The sequence below is a fragment of the Paraburkholderia humisilvae genome (assembly GCF_902859855.1).
Lineage (GTDB): Bacteria > Pseudomonadota > Gammaproteobacteria > Burkholderiales > Burkholderiaceae > Paraburkholderia > Paraburkholderia humisilvae.
Map to the genome: position 1 here is coordinate 1 of NZ_CADIKH010000011.1, position 17,953 is coordinate 17,953.

The following is a 17,953-nucleotide window of genomic DNA, read 5'->3' on the forward strand; positions in this document are numbered from 1 at the left end:
CCGTCGCTCGCAACAAGCTCAAAAGCGCTCAGCACCGACCTTCGATCATCGCCGCGTGCTGGATTCAGGCAACCTTGTGGTGACGTCATGATTTATGGAAAGGTCAATAGTTACTGCTGTTGCGTGTGGCGGTGCCCCTTCCTTTCCTGCCTGGCTCGCACAGCTCAATTTCTTCCACGGAGGCGCAAACAGCGCTGCCTACCGTGTACGACCTTGCGACAGGCTTCTGGTCGCGTCGATCGAAGCTCTGCCTTCGTTGTATTGAACGCGAACGTTATCGCCGCGCTCGATCGCCTGCTTCAGATCGGCAACATTGAATCGCGACTTCTCGTGGACCACTGCCGTTTTCATTCCAATGTCCTGCACGACGTGGTGATCCGTCTCGTGCAGAACCTTGCCCGCGTATCGTCCGGCCTGCACGTTCAACGGCTGCGTCACGCCACCTGACTTCAGCGCCAGATCGTTCGCCTCTTTCAGCGATCGCTCAGCCGCGGCTACCGGCGGGCCGTGTTGTGGAGGCAGCATGCGTTCATCACGGCCGGCTCGCAGTTGTTCATCGCGGGTCCTGCCGGTGTCTGCCACGGCAACGCCAAGCGCGTACTGTCGCCGGACGTCGTCCGGAACCGCCGGCATCTGTGCATGCAGGATAAAGGACGCCTCCGGCCTGGACTTTCCGATCAGGTCCCGGAGCGCTTTCTCCGAGTGGATTCGTCCGTCGGAAGTTGCCGGGGTCAACGAAGCATCGCCGCGTGCGCCTGCTCGTTCACGATCGGGCCTGGATGTTTGCAAGTCGGCGTCAAACTTCTCCAGCCAAGCCGGGAGGCGGTTGACCCAAGGCACGTCCGTGTGTCTGCCAAAGTCCGCTATTTCGCGCGACATCGCGTCGCCGATCTTTCTCATGCTCGCAAGATCCAGCAACGCGTCGAGCGCGCCGATTCTGGCTAGCGTGTTGTCCCGTTCTGCAATGACGCCGCGGCTCTCGACCTCCCTTTGAAAGCTATGGGTCTGAAGCGCCCATTCATTCGGAAAAGGCATCCAGGGGAAGATGCCCTCCGCTGACTTTCCCTGCGGTACGCGCTGATCGAAGTCCCCGACCACTCGCCCTTGCGCCTTCAAGTCCTGAGTTCGCGCCAGCTCCCCATCCTTGATTCTCGAATCGATCAACTGATACCGAACCTTCTGCGCCGCGTCCGCGGCCTCAGCCGGATCCCGGCTGGCAAGCTGATGCTGGATCTGGTCATACTTGTGCAGGCGATCCTGTGTTTCCGCATCCATGGGCCCGAGCTCGACGCCGGATCGCCGCATGTCGGAATACATGCGCGCAAGAGGACCGCTCGCCAGGATATCGTGTCGATACCCTCCGCCAATCTGGCTGTGCGCTCCGATAAAACCGTATTCCCTGATTCCATCGTGAACGTTTCCTCCTAACACCGTCGTGAGCGGAAAGTTCTTCCTGTACTCGTTGAGCGCAACACATTGGGTACTGGTCTCGATTCCCGGCCCGACCCGCAGATCCATGCCGTAGTGGCTATTGCTCACCACGTCATACGAGGCGACGGTGTCGAAAAGCCCAAGGAAGTGGATCTTCGCCTGAGGCTCACCTGAACGATTGGCTCCCGGTTCATCCTGCCGGATCTTCTCGAGATTCGGATACTGCAGGTACGCGTGGGTAGCCTGTCCGTGGGCGTCTAGAACGGGAATGCCTTGCACCAGAATCCGGTTTGCGAGCGCGCGACTTTGCGCCGCACCGCGGCTAAAACCGACGATGTTGATATCGATGTCGCCACGTTTTGCCGCCTCGGGGTTCGCATTGCAAAACTGCACGACCGCATCGTAGGCCTTGTCGATTCGCGCGCCGGCGCCATAGCCGAACGCACCCTCCAGTATCTGATCCGGGCGGTATGAGTGCGGGCTGCTGCCCACTCCGTCGAGATAGACCTTCGCTGATTCACCCTTTTGATACTGTGCCGCATCGAACCGCTCCTGCCCGTCCGGCGAGTTGAAAGCGAGACTGGTTCCTTTGGCCGCGTCGTAGTCGTAAAGACGCGCAACATTGGTTTGGCCGTCTTGGGGTTTCGCATTCTCCTTGTTATTGCCGGTGCCATCGAAATAGATGCAAATGCGCGGGTGCGCAGATGTTTTCGCGGACATCCGGTCACTCCTTCCTGTCCGGATAGGTCTTGAGTCCGGCGAGGTGTTTCCCCAACGCCGTCGCCGCTGTCACGGCTAGCTGGATACGAAACGGTTTCCCCTCGCTCATCAACGGAGAGTCTTGAACCGTCTCGATGACGGCCTTTCCAACCTTCTCTTCGAGGTCTTGAATACGAAAGTCGATTCGAGCGAGCCGGTCTGTCTCGTCGGGAAATTTCTTGCGATCAACAAAATTCGTGATAACCCATTCCGTGAGATCTTTTTCAAACACACGGTTAACCGCCACGACAATGCCATACACCGTCTCGCGTGCAAGCGCATCGTCAATCTTGTGTTCCTGGAGATACTTGCCGGCGGCTTCACCCACCACGCCGCACATGGCCATATTGGTGTACTCGTCCAACGGTGGATTGATATGCGGAGGCAGTTGGGTAACGCCCTTCCGGTAATACGGGTAGTCCGGGTTGGCACCGAATTCGGGAATGGTGTTCATATACGAGCTCCTCGTCAGCGTCTGCGTATGGGCCGGCTGATGGACAGGGATAACGACAGGGAAAGGAATGATGATGGGCATGGCAGGCGCGGCCTCTTTGTAATTAGATCATGCGTTATTAAACGATTTCACGACAGGTCGAACGTTCCGGTTGCGGCTCGCTCACACGCCCGCGACCGTTCTGATAGGCAATTCGCGCGCGATGCCCGACTTTGGGGACTGCGCCCAGATTGCACACGCGGTGCAGCGCAACGTGATCCTTGCCGACGTGCTGCAGCACGTACCGGCCGTTGGCCGCAAGCACGCGTCCGGAGTACGCTTTTCCGTCCGACACATCTGCGTCATGTACCTTCGCGCCGTCGACCCCGTTTACGATCGACTGCATCTGCTCGCGGTCGGCGCGGTCGGCGATAAATTCCTTGCGCATGTCGTCGACGGCGCGCGCCACGAGTGACTTCACGTTCGCGTCAGCCACGTGGACCTTCCGCTCGCGATCGAAGGATGTCCCATCCACACGCTGGATAAGGTCGGAGAGGACCGGATTGAAGTCAAAGCTGATCGTATACGTGTCGCCCTCCCGCATGACGGTCACACCGTCGACGGACTGCCCAAGCGATGAGTCCAGCTTTTCCCCGATCGTCTGCATCGGGCTCACCGTCGCGCGGCCGTCTTCGCCGTAGACGATGCACACCTTGTCGCCTCGGAATACCCGTTCCCCCAGTTCGGCGAGCCGGTGAAGCGTCACGAACGCCGCACCGTCCCGACCATCGAAGCGCGTCAGTTGTTGTGCCGCGTACCGGTCATTCACCGCGATGATCTCGCCGCGTAAAGCTTCGCCGACAGGATGGTAGTCGCTCATACGCGGCAGCAGAGCCGAGTCGACGCCGACTGCCCCTCGACCCTGCGCACCCAAAGCCGCTACGAGCCGTTCGATGTCACTGCGCGATGCCCCATCCAGAACGTATTCCGACCGCATGCCAACCACCGCCTCCAAGAGCGCGTCGTACTGCGAGACCGGCACTTTCCATACATCCGCATCGCGATCGAATCTCGCACCGGCTATCTTGCGTATTTGCGCCGCGAGCGCGGGCTCGTAACTGAAACTGACCGAATAGGTGCCGCGGACATCGAAAACTATCCTCACGCCGTTCTGGTCGCTATCTAGCGGCTTCAACCGTTGCCGCTTCACCTGCGGGTTCACGCGCGCGAGCGAGCGCCGCGGTTTGCCTGTCGGCGCGCCGTTCGACGTTTGGCTGCTCATGATGTTCTCCCGTATCAATTTAAAAAAACCACAATAGAGCGGTTCGCTGTGCAATCAGCGACCGGGCCGGTCCGCACGGCGCGGCGCTGGGTCTACTACCTTGAAATTGATCCGCGATTGACCTCATGACCGCGATCGGCAACGACACCGCGACCATCCGAATAAGTAATTGCAACGCTCCGGCCGACGGGCGGAACGCGATCGAGCTTGGCCAGTTCGTGAATAACGACGCTGCCACGGCCGGTCGACTGCACAAGGTGAAAGTCAGTGCGCGAAATGACCTCGCCGACGGTCTTGACATTCGGTCCGGGCGCCTGGATGTGCGCGTCATCACCATGCTGTTCACGCGCGGACTTGACCGCGATCGCGTAGCTGGCCTCGAGTGCAGCGACGCTTTCAGATACCGCGGGGCGCGCCACGCCCTGCCGCAGTCGGGCCAACTCGGCTTCTTCCATTCGCCGTTCGTCAGCCTGCCGAACTACCTTGACGATCTGGTTCATCCGCTGCTTTGAGATGCCGACTTCGGCCGCCGCAGCAACCTGCTGCATTTCTTCAACAAACACAAGCCGGGCAGCTTCACGACTCACTGCCGACAACCCAGTCTCCCGAATCAGCTCGGCGAACTCTGCTTCTGTCATACCCTTTCCGAATTAGCAAAACCCTTTCGGAATATATACCACCAACTCGTCACTCGGCGGCGCTGACAGTGAATGCGTGTACTACCTTGAGTTTCTCCGACTGCACGACGACGAAAGAGGACTGTTCTTCAAACGCATCCATTCCTTCTTTCCATATGCTTTCAAGCCATGCACGATAAACATCCAGATCTACCGAGCCATCAGGGTTGGTTGCGAACGGCAGCGGCTGACCTGCGAAAACGCGCGCGAGAACGCTGGGAGCGACGACCGCACCAACCGGCGGGACATGACGGCTTTCCTCTTCAGATACCTCTCTCACAACCGACGACGAACCCTTCATCACACGACTCCCATTAGGCAGAACTGCATTCCACACGCCACCTTGCAAGCGACATGATACGCGAAAAATTCCTGAAGTAAATAGCAGTCGCTATTTACTTCTATTTACCCGAATGCCGTGCTTCTGACGTTGGAAGACGGCCGCGAAGGTTGCCCCTCTCGAACACACTTTCTTACTGCAGTTACATTCAGTTACATTGAATGTGGAATTCTAACTTAAATATAAGATGATTAGCTGGTGGACCGCTAACACCAATGCGAACTCTGCCATTGCTTCCAAGGCTAGATATCCGGACAACGGCAAAATCGAGTTAAAGCTTGAGCAGCAAAAATCGTTCAGATACCGAAATTACGGTCGTCGGTCATACGGACATCGATCTGTCTTGTGGCCTGCATTAAACGGCAATGACTAAAGATTGATATATGCCACTTGCATTTCGTTCATCGACCCAATTCACCAACGTCCTGATTGTTGGGTAGTGCGGTCCATCAAACCTGCCAATTCATTTAAATCACGGTAACCAAAAGCAAAAGGCCGGAGGGATACTCCGGCCCGGGACACACCGGCCTGTCGCTTAGCGCGCCGAGCGGTTGATCGCCTCGGCAAGCGCCATCGGTAAGTGCGCGTCATCGGCTGGCAGACCCATGCCTAGCTCCGTGATCGCGTGTTTGATTTCTTCGACAGGCAGCATCAGAGAGACCAGATGCGCCTTGCTCACCAGCGCGCCACGCATCAGTAGCAACTCGATTTGCTGAAGAGTCAGGCGAGCCTCGCGCTTTTCAAGAATAGCGGGGTTCAGAGCGCCCACGCCGGCCGGAATGACAGCGTCACCACCGCTGTCGAAGATCTGCCGCTTCGGAGCCGGCGCACTCATCGCCACCTCACTCGGTTGATATGTCTCGCCCTTCGGAGCCTGCTTCGCAACGAACTCCTGCACTTGCCGCGCGAGAATCGGATCGAACTGCTGTACAGCACGAGCGGGCACTTGTGGCGCCTGCACGGGAGCAACGGCGCCCTTCTTCACCGCGGACTTCGCGGAGCGAATGTCGCCGGATGTCAGCGCGCGATTCTCGCGCTGCGCCGTCTCTTTCAACTCCCGCTGCTTGCTCCTCGGAAGAGCCCGATACTGTTCGAGGAGCGACGCATACGTAATGATTCCCGAGTCGACGACATCGGCCCACTGCGGATCCAGAAGCGCCAGAATGCGAGAGATGTACTGGCTGCTCTGGTTGATCAGCTTCGCAAGCTGCTGCTTCTGCAAGCCGGGGAATTTCTCCAGCGTTTCCTTTAGAAACTTCGCGGTTTCGCGGTCCGATAAATCCTTGCGCTGCAAGTTTTCCGCCAGCTGAGCCAACGCCAGTTGCTCAGCCGTGAGGTCGTTGCGGATCATCGATGGAATCCTGTCCGACCCACGCACGCCGCGCTCATTGTTCAATCTGAACGCTCGCCACCGCCGCTCGCCGATACTGATTTTGTAGCGACCGCCCTCTTTCTCCCGGATCGTGATCGGTTGTAACAGCCCTACCTGTGTGATGCTGTCGGCCAGTTCCACCAACGCTTGCTGCGTCGCCTCGTCAATCACTCCATCGACTGGATAGAACTCTTGCCGCGGCTGATCCGGGTCCGGGTCGATAAGATCAATGTCCACCAAAACAGGCGGCGCCGTCGATGCCTCGAGACTCTGAAGAAGATCCAGCGTGCTCATGTTCACATTCCCTTATGCGTTCAGTTCCAGTACGCGAGCGGAAAACTTCTCCGCTCAACGTTGAAGTTCTCGCCGTGCACGCGCTTCCCCCAAGTCGGCTCGGGTTTCTCCGGCACATATGACACGCCGCTGCTGAGCCGTTTGCGCGAAATCCGCCGGCATCCGCATTTGCGTAGCGGACGAACACGCGAACAGGTCGACCCCATCGGCATGGCAAAGCACGGATTGTCGTGCTGCACGGCTTCGACGGCATCGAAGGTCGAGTGGAGCCCTGTCATTGACGCTGGTTTGAGCAGAATTGTCACCCGCGCGAGGTCCAACCAGAAAAGCGGTGCGGCGATCCCCGGCCCGATTGACCGGGAAGCGACGAAGCTTACGTAGTCGGCGTGATAGGATGATATCAATCCGGCAAATCGGATTCAATATAAGTATTATTTATATAACTTTTCATCTGCAAACAGGCCGCGCGACCATTGCGCGGCCCACTTCAGTCGTCGGAAAGATTACATTCGCCGATGTCGCCGTGCGCTATCAAGCATGCGCGGGCGGTGCGCCTAGCATCTTCGCAGGCGGGTAAATGTACTGAACCCACCAGAAGATCGAGGTGTAACAGAACGCGGCGCGCGATACGCCGCAGGTCGCCGCCGCAGCCTCCACTTCGGCAGCCACATCAGCGGGAAGCTGCATGTTCACCTGCTCCCACCCCGTACGCCCGGTCACCCCACCGGCAAGCGTCACAGCCGTCTTCGGCTTGCGCCAGTGAAGCCCATGCTCCCACGGACGCTCCGCGAGGAACCGGCGCATCATGTCCTCGAACATCGCAGTCAGCGAGCTATACAGGAAAGGCGTGATGCCTTTGAGGTACGTGTAAATCTGCGTCGGACAGCGCGTGGGAACAGCCTTCAGGCCCTCGATGCGCGTCTTGGGCCTTCCAATTCGCCGACCGTGGCTCGAACGCGGCCTTGTTTCCGGCGATGATGCGGTCGCACCGTCGCCGCCTCGCGCTTTCGCGTGAGCCGCGCGTGCGCCGCTGTCGCTTCCTCCAGCGACAACAGGTTTCGTCCGCTTCTGCGCCTTCTTCGATGCAGGCGGTGCAGGCTTGGACGCCTTGACCACCGCCTTGACCTGCTTTAGCGCGCCCGTCCGCCCCTTCGCCGGCGGCTTTGCTTTTGCTGCCGGCTTGACGGATGACTGCGCGCTCTTCCGCGCCGCGGTGGCTTTCGGAGGCGTAGTTTTTTTTGCGTTCATGAATGGATGAACCTGCATTTGCCTTAGTAGAAATTTGCTTCTTAGCCTTCTGCCTATGTTATTTGACTATGAGGCCAACAGCAACGCAGTTCTGACTATAGTCGACAACAAAATGCATTACAGCAACAACACGTGTTCGTATGGAACCCGCTGTCAGCAGCATTCTACAGGTGGTGCAACCGTTCGTGCACTGGGTCGATCGTCGCGACTTCTGACGTTGGAAATGACATAAACGTTGCAATAAAAAAAGGGCACTTTCGTGCCCTCCTTCCCGCGAAACGGTCCTCAGTCACCGTTCGCAGTGAGCGGCTGGGGCCTGTATGCGCTTGGGAACACGATGTCGCGCGTTGCGACGATGTTGAACTTGTAGCCTGGCGAGCGCGTCAGCGTCGGCTGGATGTTCATGCCCTTCTGGATGTATGCCGCACCGGTCTGGCCAAGCTGCTGACCGACCGATTGCGAAAGGACCTGCGAGTTGGTCGGCACGCCATCAGGGTTGACGGTCGTCTTTTGCGTCAGCTGGATCCCGGCACTGAACAGCGCCATAAAGGTCGCGCTGCCGAGCACCTTCAGATAGTGATTGTTGACATCGGCGTCGAAACCGGCATTTCCCGCCTTGTCCTCACCGGGCATGCCGTCGAGACTGATACTGCTGCCATCGGGAAAAATGAGCCGCGTCCACACGACGAGGATCCGCTCCTGGCCGTACGAGATCTGGCTATCGTACGCGCCGATCAGCTTGCTACCCTGAGGGATCAGCAGATACTTCCCGGTTGCGGTGTCGTACACGTTCTCAATCACACGCGCACATGTCTGTCCCGGCAAATCCGAATTGAGTCCGCACTCGAGCGCTGCGGGAATGACCCAGCCAGCCTTGATTTCAAAGGGCGTAGCCGCCGGCATTTTCACTTCGTTCAAGCGCGTTCTGGTGAGGCTGTCGCCGCTCGCGAGGAACTGCTCCTTACGTACCTGCTTGTTCTGATCGTCCTGCGGCAGGCCGCCGATCGCGGGTATCAACGGACTGCCCGCAGCACCGCCGGCACCCTGTGCAGCCGTTGCCGCTTTTGCCGCCTGCGCGAGTTGCGCCAGCAACGGATTGCTCGAGCCGGACGCGGCCAGGCCGCCCGCGGCCGCCCCCATCCCGCCCAACGCGCCCATCCCGCCGTCGCCACCTCCCGCATCAAGCGCCGAGTTGATCGCCTGATTACGTTTCTCATCCTGGTCACGACGATGCCGGTCGGCCTCCTGCTGCTCCGGCGTCTGATATTGCGGCTGTGGTTCCGCGCCCGCCGCGCCGCGTGAACCGAGCGAGACCTTCCCGGCACCCGCGGCGCCGATCGCCGGGACAGCCGGTGACGGCGCGGCAAGCACGGGCGCACCCACGCCGCTTGCCCCAACAGCAAAGGTAGGCCCCAGCGCACTGGTCGCCGCTGCTGCCGAGGCCTCTTGCGCCAGCACAACCGCTTGCCCGGACCCGACATTGCCGAAGTTTGGCGACGCGGGAGCAGTGCCCGTGTCAGCCTGCCGCGCCGCGACATCCGCCCCGCCGTCTTTGGCAACGGCGCCGGATCCGTCGTCATCTGCGCCAAAGATCGCGAACAACACATACCCGACCACCGCCATCAGGATGATCGCCGCGAGCGCTTTGACCTTGCGCGAAACCCTGGTAAGGCCCGACAACTTGCCCTTTAACTGAACCGAGTCGGGCGAGTCAAACGGATCTGCAACCGCCATGCTCAGTTCCCTCCCAAACGCGACCAGAAGGAACGCCTGTTTTTCATCCAGGTAATCGTGACCTTCTTCTCATCGCCGTCGGCCCCGACCACCAGCATCGCCTTGTCGAACAGTTTGTCGACCTGGTACAGCGTCGGGTCCGAAGCGGTGGGACGCCAGTTCACCAGCGCCGGCTTGTCGTCCTTGTCGAGCAAAACGAGCACCGGTGCTTCCGACGTCGTAATCGCGTCAGGCATCTTGATATAGACCTTGAGCCCGTCGTTATAGACACGCTCAGGCCTGAGCGGCGCGTCACCGTCGATCGAATAGGCAAAATCGAGCTTGTCGGCCGATCCCGGCGCCAGTTCGGCAGCAACCAGCCTGTCGTGGGCGCGCTGATCGCGGTCCTTTATTTTTGTTGTCTCATCCCATTCGGCCGCAATCTCGTCCGGGTAGTAAAAGCCGATCATGTTCAGGTAGTCCTTCTCGTTCGGACTCGAATACAGATCGATCTGATAGGTGCGCCGATCGGTCGTAATAATTAAATTGGTTTCGATGTTCGTATCGACCGGCTTGACGATGATATGCGTGACCGCGCTGTCACCGCTGCCGGAGACTCGCTTGCTGAATTTCCATCGAGCGGAGTCCCCCGCGATCGGCTGGCCGGTGGTCAGTTCGCCGGCCTCCAGTTGGATATCGCACGCACGGATAATCGTGCAGGTGAGCTTCGGCATGTACTGCCCGAAGGGATAGTTAATCCGCCCATCATCGGAAATGATCGGCTTCGCGACGCCCGTCTGCCGCCACTTTTGCGCCTGCGCTACCGCGGCATCTTCCAACGTCAGAAACTTCTTTCCGGATTCCGCAACCGCGGCATGGCTGACCACAAGAAAGAGGCAAGCGTTCAAAGCCGCCAACATCTTCATACCGATGCACTCCCGAATAACGCGCATATCGATTTAACCCACGACCTTGGACCACGTGAAGTCCGTGATGAAGAAGCCGGCTCCGTTGCGTTGAATGTCCTCGTCCTTGTCCAGCACCATCGTCTTGAACGTGAACAGGCCCTTCCAGCGTTCTTCGCCGAACACATCGCCGTTCGGCGCGTGCCGGATCTCCGTCCATTCGACCTGATAGGAGTGGTCCGAAACCGGCAGCGCGACCGTCACGTGCGTCTCCACCGTGTGATCGGCAGCCGTTGTAAATGGTTTGCGCTCGTTGTGATAGAAGTTATCGATTTTCTTGTACGCTGCACTGCCTGCCTCGACCCGCGCGTAGACGTAGCGCATGAACGTCTTCTGCGCATCCTGATCGCCGACGACGATCCGCGACCACTCGACCCAACGGATCACCTGCTCCCGCATGGCACGGCGCGAGTCGACCGGATTGGCGCGCGAAGGCTGCCCCACGGACACCACCGTTCCAAGCTTGTCGACAGCCACAACATAAGGAACGACCTTGCTGGTCACCATGTAGTACCCGTTAAACGCGATCGACACGGCAAGCAAAGCCGTCGTGATTCGCCAGGCGACCTGCCAGTTGTACTTCTCCACCGCGAGATTCATGTACCGATCGTCGCGCCTTCCATCTGGCTCCTGAAGGTGCAGCGATCTTTCTTGCTCCACGCTACCCTTCGGGGATTTCGCGCCCCCTGCCGCGGCCTCGTCACCGCCCTTCTTTTTGCGCCCGAACATGTGTGGTTTGCCTTATGCAATACATATATTAGTTACCGGCGTGCTTCGCATCGATACGGACCGAAGCGGGATGCGCAGCATCGTTCGGTACGTATCCCTGAAGATCTCGGATCCGGTTCTGCAGCGAGGTGCCGCCGTTAGCCGGCGGCGGGGCATTTTTGCTTCCCGAAGCCGACGCTGTAGCCGCGGGCGGCGGGGCAGCCGAACTCGAGTCCGCCGACGTTGCGTTGCTATCGGCAGCGTCCTGCTGCGCGCCGGCACCACCATCGCTTTCATTCGACCCAGTCTGAGCCGCATCTGCGCCGCCTTGCGCAGCCGGCGCGTTAGGCGGCGCGGATGGAGGAACAGGAATTCCCGCCGCGCCGCTGCCGCGCGATGCCTCGATGCTGGACGCGATCTTTCCGCCCATGGAGCCGTCCACTTTCTGTGCGAAGGCCGTTTTTGCGCCTTTTATCGCGTCCCCTACCGCACCCTTCGCCAGGCCCAGACCGTGGCCCCCTACTTCTCCAAGTGTGTGCGCCGCCAGGGCCGTGCCGCTCTTGCCCAGGTCGAGCCCGGAGTTCAGCCCGGCGCCCAATGCCTTCGCGAGCCCGGTTGCGCCCGCCGCCGCTCCGGCTGCGCCCTTCGCCGTGCCCATCGCGCCCGACATCGCAGCGCCGCCTACCCCAGCTGCGGCGGCACCGACAGTCATTGCCGCTCCCAGCATGCCGCCCGCGGTCAGGCTCGGACTGCCCGACATCATTGCGCTCGCTATTTGGGGAACCGAGATCGCGAGGTATGCGTAGACGACCGCTTCCCCCATCGCGACGAGCGTGGTATCGAACAGGTGCGCCGTATCGATCCTGAGATTGTCGAATAGCGTCTGGCCGGCCCCTACGATCATGTATAGAACCATCAGCTTGATGCCGGTCGCCACCGCGTATTGCAGGTATTTCGTCGCCATGTCCGTCGTCCACCGCGACCCACCGAAGCCCAGCAGAATCACGCCTCCGCCGATAGCGATGTACGACTCGATCTGGATAATCAGGAGTTGCGCGGCGACGAACAGGAAAGATAAAAAAATGATCAGCGACAGCACCGTGATAGGGATAACGACAGCGATCTTTTCCAGCACTCCCAGCCTCATCATCGCCTCGAAAGCGGCCATCGCGGCATCGTAGCCCGTCGATACGATTCCGTCGGGCGTCACGGCGGAAGGATCGGTCTTAGCCGCAGCCTTTCCAGCGTCAATGCCGGCCGACTTGAACATACCGATGATCGTGGGAATATACGTGTCCGACATCTTCAAAAGCTGCCAGAAAAAACAGATTGTCATTACCTTCTTGATGAGGCTCTTCAGTATGTCCGCAAACTCCAGCTTGTCCAGAACGTAGGTGACGGTCGTCCACCCAAAATCGATCGAGACCAGCAACCAGAACAGGCGCTGCGCATAATCCTTGACCACACGGCCCCACTCGGCTTTGAAGCCCGAAAACTTGTGGTCTATTTCATTCAGGAAGCTGAATTGATAGCCGGCGATGTTGCTCTGTGCCATAGCGGAGATCGACAGACACCACAAGACGGTAACGACAGCGAGAACGGCGGCAAATCTGAGCCACCGCCGTGGCGATGACGGTTTCCGGAATGTCAACTTCAATATGGCGAGCATGACCGGGCTTCCTTCAGTGCTTGATGTACGGTGCTGATGTGCTATGCCTTGTCGGCATCACGCTTCCCGCAAGTGGCAACCGCGGCAACAAGCGCAGCGGCAAACGGGCAAATCACGACGATGGCCATGCATGACTCCCTTAGTTGGACGGCGGCGACGCCTGGGCCGGAGCCGAGGCCGGGCTCGAAGGCGGGGTGTAGGCGGTAATCCGTTTTGCGTGGATGTTGCCGAACACCTGGTCAAGTCCCGACTTGCCGCTGTCGTTCATGGAGGTTTGCATCGAAAGATAGTGATCCTGCGATTGTCCCTGTGCCAGCATGAGTTCGCGCAGCTTCTGGAACTGGCCGATCATTGCAACGCCAATATCGTTAGCGGCCTTTAGCGCCTGCAATTGACCTGTTGCGCTTTGCGAACGCTGCTGCAATTGCTGAACCATCGATTGCTCATTCGCAAAGTCGCTTGTCTGTGCATTGATTACTGCGAGCGAGTTCCCAATCGCATTCAATGTGGTGTCCGACAAGTCCCGATAGCCATGCTGGAAATCAAGCAGCGACCCGTAACCTGGATGAAGATTGCGAAAAAACTGATCGGCGTTCTGAAGCGTGTAATCGATCTTCTGCCCGGCCACGACGATGGTCTGCAAGCTCTTGAACGCCTGCACCATGTTCTGGTCCCTCCAGAGCACTTGCGCCGCTTCCCCGAGCAGTTCACTCGGGGTGATGTCCATCAGGTTTTGCAGCATTGTCTGGTACTGATTGACCTGCGTGACTGCCTGTTGAACCAGCGTTGAGTATGACGCGACGAGTTGCAGCATATTGACAATCTGCGTGGGCTCCGTAGCGCCGGCAACCGCACCCGCATGAGCTCGCGATGCAATCGTGAAGCCGACGAAGAGCGCGATACCCGATCGTTTCAGGATCTTCATTCTCAACCTCCTCCGCCCCGTTGGGGATCACATGCATATGGGTTGGTTTCAACACCGGTCTGGACGTATGCGTACTTGCCGTTCTTCGTCATGTCGGTCTGGATCAACGTACGGCGGTAGTGATCCGGATCAATCGCGGCAACCACCGCGCTCACGCCCAGCGCCGCCGCCGCGCTCGCACTGAGCGACTTCGCCGCATCGATCGCGTTGATCGCATCCTGCACCTGCGACTCATCGGCATCCGATAGCGCACCGTAACCCGCGTACAGGTGCCAGCCGCCGCCCGCCAGCGCGTAGGGCAGCGGCAAAGTGATCGTGGTGCTGAACAGCCCGTTCGTCACTATTGCGTAGACCGGAAACATCCCGTCGGTCCAGTTGCTCCAGGCATTGCCCGTGAGAAACGCCGCGTGCGACATCGACGGATCGTGCATGCCGATGTAGACCAGGCCCGGCCGGCCCTGGTCGGCGCCGTTGATGGGCAGCGTGAACGTGACGTAGGGTTGCAGTCCTCGGCAACTGACCTGTACGCCGGTTACCGCGATGGTCGAGCGGGGTCCAACCTGAGCATGCACGCAGCTGCAACACAGCAAGACCGCCGTCGCCAGACCGTTGAAGATCTTTCGTCGCATCACTGGCCGCCCGATCACCGCGGCCTTCGGAAACACGCCCATGGCATCTTCCATCGAATATAATTGAGTTAATTATATTATTATATTTTATAAATAGATATTGCAGTATCGTCAGGCTGCCTGCGCTACGATTCCGAGCTGGCGCTCGTGGTACGCAATCCAGTCGGTGAGTTGCCCTTTGCCCCATTCCTTGTTCGTGTTGCAATGCCGGAGCCATTCGACAGTCCACCGCTCTCCATACTGCTTGATAAGCTGACGAGCTCGCGCAACATCATCCTTTCCCGATGCGCCGACGAACGCGAGGCACACCGGACCCAACCCCAGCTGGTACTTGCGGCGCCCCAACGGCGACATGTAGTAGTAGTCGAGCTTCTTCGCCATACGGCCGACGATGTCGATCTGACGCTCGTTCAAACCAATCGCACGATACTGCGCTGCCGACTCGTCGTTACCCCGAATCTCCGGATTGGCAAGCAGAATCTTCGTCGGGCAGCTCTCAAATAGCACGTCGCGAATCGCGCTCTTTCCAACGTCAGAAATCGATTGCGTGGCAAACATCACGACGCAGTTCGCCTTGCGCAACACCTTCAGCCATTCCCGGATTTTTTCCTGGAACAGCGGATGACTGAGCATCAGCCACGCCTCGTCGAGCACGAGCAGCGTCGGCGAACCGTCGAGGCCGCGCTCCACACAGCGGAACAGGTACAACAGGATCGGTATCGCGAAGCGGTCGCCCATGCTCATCAGGTGTTCCATTTCGAACACCACGAAGCGATCCAGCGTGATGCTGTCCGACTCGCCGTCGAGCATCGCATTGCCGCCGTCGAGCGTGTAGGGCGCGAGCGCTTCCCGTATCGCCGGATCGGCGACCTGCTGGACAAACGAGGTCATCGACCGGCGATCGGCGTAGCTGTCATCGGCGAGAATGCGCATCGCCTTGCGGATCGTCGTACGGTGCTCGGGCAACACGACAAACTTTTGCAGCGTCAGCAGCGTTTCGACGTAATCTTCCGCCCACGCACGCTCGGCAGGCTTATGGACGCTGCCCAACGGGCAGAAGTTGACTTCGCTGCCGTGCTCGCTGCCGATATCGAAGTACGAACCCTGCAACGCGTGGCATAGAACAAATGACGAGTAACCCTTCTCGAACTTTCGAACCCTGGCCCGCGGATACCGCAAGAAAGCCTGCTCGATCAGTTCCAGATGGGTCGATTTGCCGGCGCCGGTCGTTCCCATCATCAGCGTATGCCCGACATCGTCGACGTGCAGGTTGAACCGGAAAGGGGCGTTCCCGGTCGTCTTCGCCATCAATAGCGGTGGGCTCTTCGGCGGGTAGAACGCGCACGGATTCTCACTCAGCCCGGGCCACGTGGCCGTGGTCGGAATCAGATGCGCAAGGTTCAACGAGTGCAGGATCGGGCGCCGCACGTTCTCGTACCCATGGCCCGGCAGCGTGCCGAGATAGGCCTCGACCGCATTCACGTCCTCGAGACGGCATGGAAAACCAAGGTCCGATATGGCCGTTATGCAGTCTTCGACACTCTCCTTGAGTTGCACGAGGTCCTCGTCCATCAGAAGCACGACGCTCGTGTAGTGGCCGTATCTGACGAGGCCCGAGCCCGCTTCCGACATCGCGGTCTGGGCATCCTCGGTCATTTCGAGCGCATCCTGATCGATTGCCCCGGACGACGAGTTGCTCACTTGATCGCGAAAGCCGCGCACCTTCTGACGCCACCGCTTGCGCAGCTTGCCCAGCAACGACTTGCCCTCCTCCGGATTCATGAAAATAAAACGGGTGTTCCATCGATATGAAATCGGCAGGGTGTTCAGCATGTTAAGAATGCCTGGATAACTCGTCGCGGGAAAACCTTCGATCGAAATCGCCCGCACATGCTTCTTGCCGACGCGCGGCGTGTTGCCGCCGGTAAAGTCCTGGCTGCCGATGATAGTGTCGTACATGACGCCCGCGGGAGGCTTGACGATATGTTGCCGGACCCCGGTCACACAGTAGTGCAGATAGCCTGCAAGGTGATCGATGACCACCGTGGAGCCGTCCGCCCTGCTCTCGACGATCTGATCCGTGATGCGGGTGATGCCCTCGAATAGTGTTCCAAGCCGCGACTGGAGCTGATCGAGTTGATCCTTGAACTTCGCCACCATCTGCTCCTGTAGCGAAACCCGGCTGATGTGCAAGTCCGCGCTCTTTTCGAACATCATCGCCGATGCCTTGCTCTGCAACTGAAATGGCGGCAGGTACGTGAAGATCATTGCGTACACGCTCTCGAAGTGAGCCCCTTCCTGGTTGTACTGGGACTGCCGTTCGAGGTCCATCAGCGCAGCCACGGGAACCGGAAAGTGATTATTTCCCGGATACCCCACCGCGGACGCGCGGATCGCGTCGACATGGACCATCCAGCCAGACCCGAAACGTCGCAGCGCGTCGTTCAGGCGCGCGGCGATCGCTTCCAGCTCACCGTTGCTCGCCGATTCCGTGTCGGTTCCCCTATAGAAGAAACCGGCAATCAGCTCACCACCCTTGCCCAGCAAAATTCCCTGTTCGAGCGGACGAGCGTAGCGCAACAGGTCCGCAAGGCCCTGTGCCTCGTCGCGATATTCCTTCAACATTCCCGCCCGCCCGGCCGCGAGCGCGTACCACAGTACGCCGGCAACCACGAGGCAGATCGTGATCCAGAATCCGTTCATCGTTCACCGCCTATCTGAAATCCGGGTACGAGGGCGTCGGTGCATGCAAACGCCCTCGCGCCGGATAGTACGACCGGTACTTCATCGACCGGCGCACCACCTTGGACATGAGCGGGTCTTTAAGCGCCATGACGCGCATCAGCGAGATCCAGACCGCCCAAGCCCCGGCCCCCAACGGAATCCCGTAGTACACCGAATACCGCATTGACGTGATGAAACCGAGGTAAATGCTGATCAGTAACCCGCCCACGACCAGATTCCGCTCGCCACCCATAAACATCAGGTAGCGGACGCCGGCCGCGTGGATCGTCACCTGTGTTAGTTCGCTCCGATGGTCAGCACTCATCGCAGCCTTCTATCAAACCGAGCACGTGCTGTGCACTGCGCCAAGCTTGGTCGCAACCCAGCCAATGAAGGCGCCGCCGCCGATCGCAAGACACACGGCCATCACGATGTTGACGACCTTCTTCAGGATGCCGGTCAACTCCTCGCCGAACATGAAGCCAAGGCCAGCGGCAGCGAACGCGATGGTACCGACCGCGATCGGTGTCGTACCTTTGAACCATCCGGCCACACCGCACAGCGACGAATCCCACGGTGCGGAAGTATCGGTCACGCCCCCCGCCTGCTGCGCTACGGCCACCCCTGCGTACCCGGCGAGAATGAACGCCGCATACAGGTTCGTGGGTGACAACATCCGTTTCGAGAACTGAACGGAGTGGGTGCTGTTACGCACGAATCGCGCCTTCACGTTGCTGGCCACCGCCGTGGCGCACGATTTGAGGTTAATCGCTTTCATTAATTC

17 protein-coding genes are annotated in these 17,953 nt (G+C 59.3%); all 17 read right to left on the reverse strand.

The genetic code is table 11. The features are described from left to right. Positions 1 to 198 precede the first annotated feature (198 nt). The 17 genes from HV796_RS13230 to HV796_RS13310 all read right to left on the reverse strand — a co-directional run bounded on the left by HV796_RS13230 (position 199) and on the right by HV796_RS13310 (position 17,947). The gene (locus tag HV796_RS13230) at positions 199 to 2,151 is read right to left on the reverse strand and encodes a phospholipase effector Tle1 domain-containing protein (protein ID WP_175226954.1); all 1,953 of its coding nucleotides are present in this window, start codon (positions 2,149 to 2,151) and stop codon (positions 199 to 201) included. Between the two features lie 4 nt (positions 2,152 to 2,155). After that, positions 2,156 to 2,644, reverse strand: coding sequence for a hypothetical protein (locus tag HV796_RS13235; RefSeq protein ID WP_175226955.1), 489 nt, complete (start codon positions 2,642 to 2,644; stop codon positions 2,156 to 2,158). A 118-nt stretch (positions 2,645 to 2,762) separates the two neighbouring features. Next, a complete protein-coding gene (locus tag HV796_RS13240; RefSeq protein WP_175226956.1) occupies positions 2,763 to 3,905 on the reverse strand; it encodes a KfrB domain-containing protein in 1,143 nt (380 codons plus the stop codon). A 95-nt stretch (positions 3,906 to 4,000) separates the two neighbouring features. Then, positions 4,001 to 4,543: a KfrB domain-containing protein gene (locus HV796_RS13245; RefSeq protein WP_175226957.1), complete on the reverse strand. Its 543-nt coding sequence runs from the start codon at positions 4,541 to 4,543 to the stop codon at positions 4,001 to 4,003. A gap of 49 nt (positions 4,544 to 4,592) precedes the next feature. Continuing rightward, a complete protein-coding gene (locus HV796_RS13250) occupies positions 4,593 to 4,883 on the reverse strand; it encodes a hypothetical protein (RefSeq protein WP_175226958.1) in 291 nt (96 codons plus the stop codon). 574 nt (positions 4,884 to 5,457) lie between these two features. Next, a complete protein-coding gene (locus HV796_RS13255) occupies positions 5,458 to 6,588 on the reverse strand; it encodes a ParB/RepB/Spo0J family partition protein (protein ID WP_175226959.1) in 1,131 nt (376 codons plus the stop codon). A gap of 20 nt (positions 6,589 to 6,608) precedes the next feature. Further along, positions 6,609 to 6,866, reverse strand: coding sequence for a hypothetical protein (locus HV796_RS13260; protein WP_175226960.1), 258 nt, complete (start codon positions 6,864 to 6,866; stop codon positions 6,609 to 6,611). Positions 6,867 to 7,119: 253 nt separating this feature from the next. Then, on the reverse strand, positions 7,120 to 7,836 hold the full coding sequence (locus HV796_RS13265) for a hypothetical protein (protein ID WP_175226961.1): 717 nt from the start codon (positions 7,834 to 7,836) through the stop codon (positions 7,120 to 7,122). 285 nt (positions 7,837 to 8,121) lie between these two features. Then, on the reverse strand, positions 8,122 to 9,570 hold the full coding sequence (locus tag HV796_RS13270; RefSeq protein ID WP_175226962.1) for a TraB/TrbI/VirB10 family type IV secretion system protein: 1,449 nt from the start codon (positions 9,568 to 9,570) through the stop codon (positions 8,122 to 8,124). Between the two features lie 2 nt (positions 9,571 to 9,572). Next, positions 9,573 to 10,475 carry a P-type conjugative transfer protein TrbG gene (trbG, locus tag HV796_RS13275; protein WP_175226963.1) on the reverse strand — a complete coding sequence of 301 codons (903 nt, stop codon included), beginning with the start codon at positions 10,473 to 10,475 and terminating at the stop codon, positions 9,573 to 9,575. Between the two features lie 33 nt (positions 10,476 to 10,508). Then, the gene (locus HV796_RS13280) at positions 10,509 to 11,114 is read right to left on the reverse strand and encodes a VirB8 family type IV secretion system protein (RefSeq protein ID WP_175226964.1); all 606 of its coding nucleotides are present in this window, start codon (positions 11,112 to 11,114) and stop codon (positions 10,509 to 10,511) included. Positions 11,115 to 11,271: 157 nt separating this feature from the next. Further along, positions 11,272 to 12,777, reverse strand: a complete 1,506-nt coding sequence (gene trbL / locus HV796_RS13285; protein WP_175226965.1) for a P-type conjugative transfer protein TrbL — start codon at positions 12,775 to 12,777, stop codon at positions 11,272 to 11,274. Positions 12,778 to 13,030: 253 nt separating this feature from the next. Continuing rightward, the gene (locus HV796_RS13290) at positions 13,031 to 13,705 is read right to left on the reverse strand and encodes a TrbJ/VirB5 family protein (protein WP_175226966.1); all 675 of its coding nucleotides are present in this window, start codon (positions 13,703 to 13,705) and stop codon (positions 13,031 to 13,033) included. 113 nt (positions 13,706 to 13,818) lie between these two features. Continuing rightward, positions 13,819 to 14,487, reverse strand: coding sequence for a hypothetical protein (locus HV796_RS13295; RefSeq protein WP_175226967.1), 669 nt, complete (start codon positions 14,485 to 14,487; stop codon positions 13,819 to 13,821). A 69-nt stretch (positions 14,488 to 14,556) separates the two neighbouring features. After that, a complete protein-coding gene (locus HV796_RS13300) occupies positions 14,557 to 17,148 on the reverse strand; it encodes a VirB4 family type IV secretion/conjugal transfer ATPase (protein WP_175226968.1) in 2,592 nt (863 codons plus the stop codon). Between the two features lie 10 nt (positions 17,149 to 17,158). Further along, positions 17,159 to 17,494 carry a conjugal transfer protein TrbD gene (trbD, locus tag HV796_RS13305; RefSeq protein WP_175226969.1) on the reverse strand — a complete coding sequence of 112 codons (336 nt, stop codon included), beginning with the start codon at positions 17,492 to 17,494 and terminating at the stop codon, positions 17,159 to 17,161. Between the two features lie 12 nt (positions 17,495 to 17,506). Further along, a complete protein-coding gene (locus HV796_RS13310) occupies positions 17,507 to 17,947 on the reverse strand; it encodes a TrbC/VirB2 family protein (RefSeq protein WP_175226970.1) in 441 nt (146 codons plus the stop codon). Positions 17,948 to 17,953: the final 6 nt, after the last annotated feature.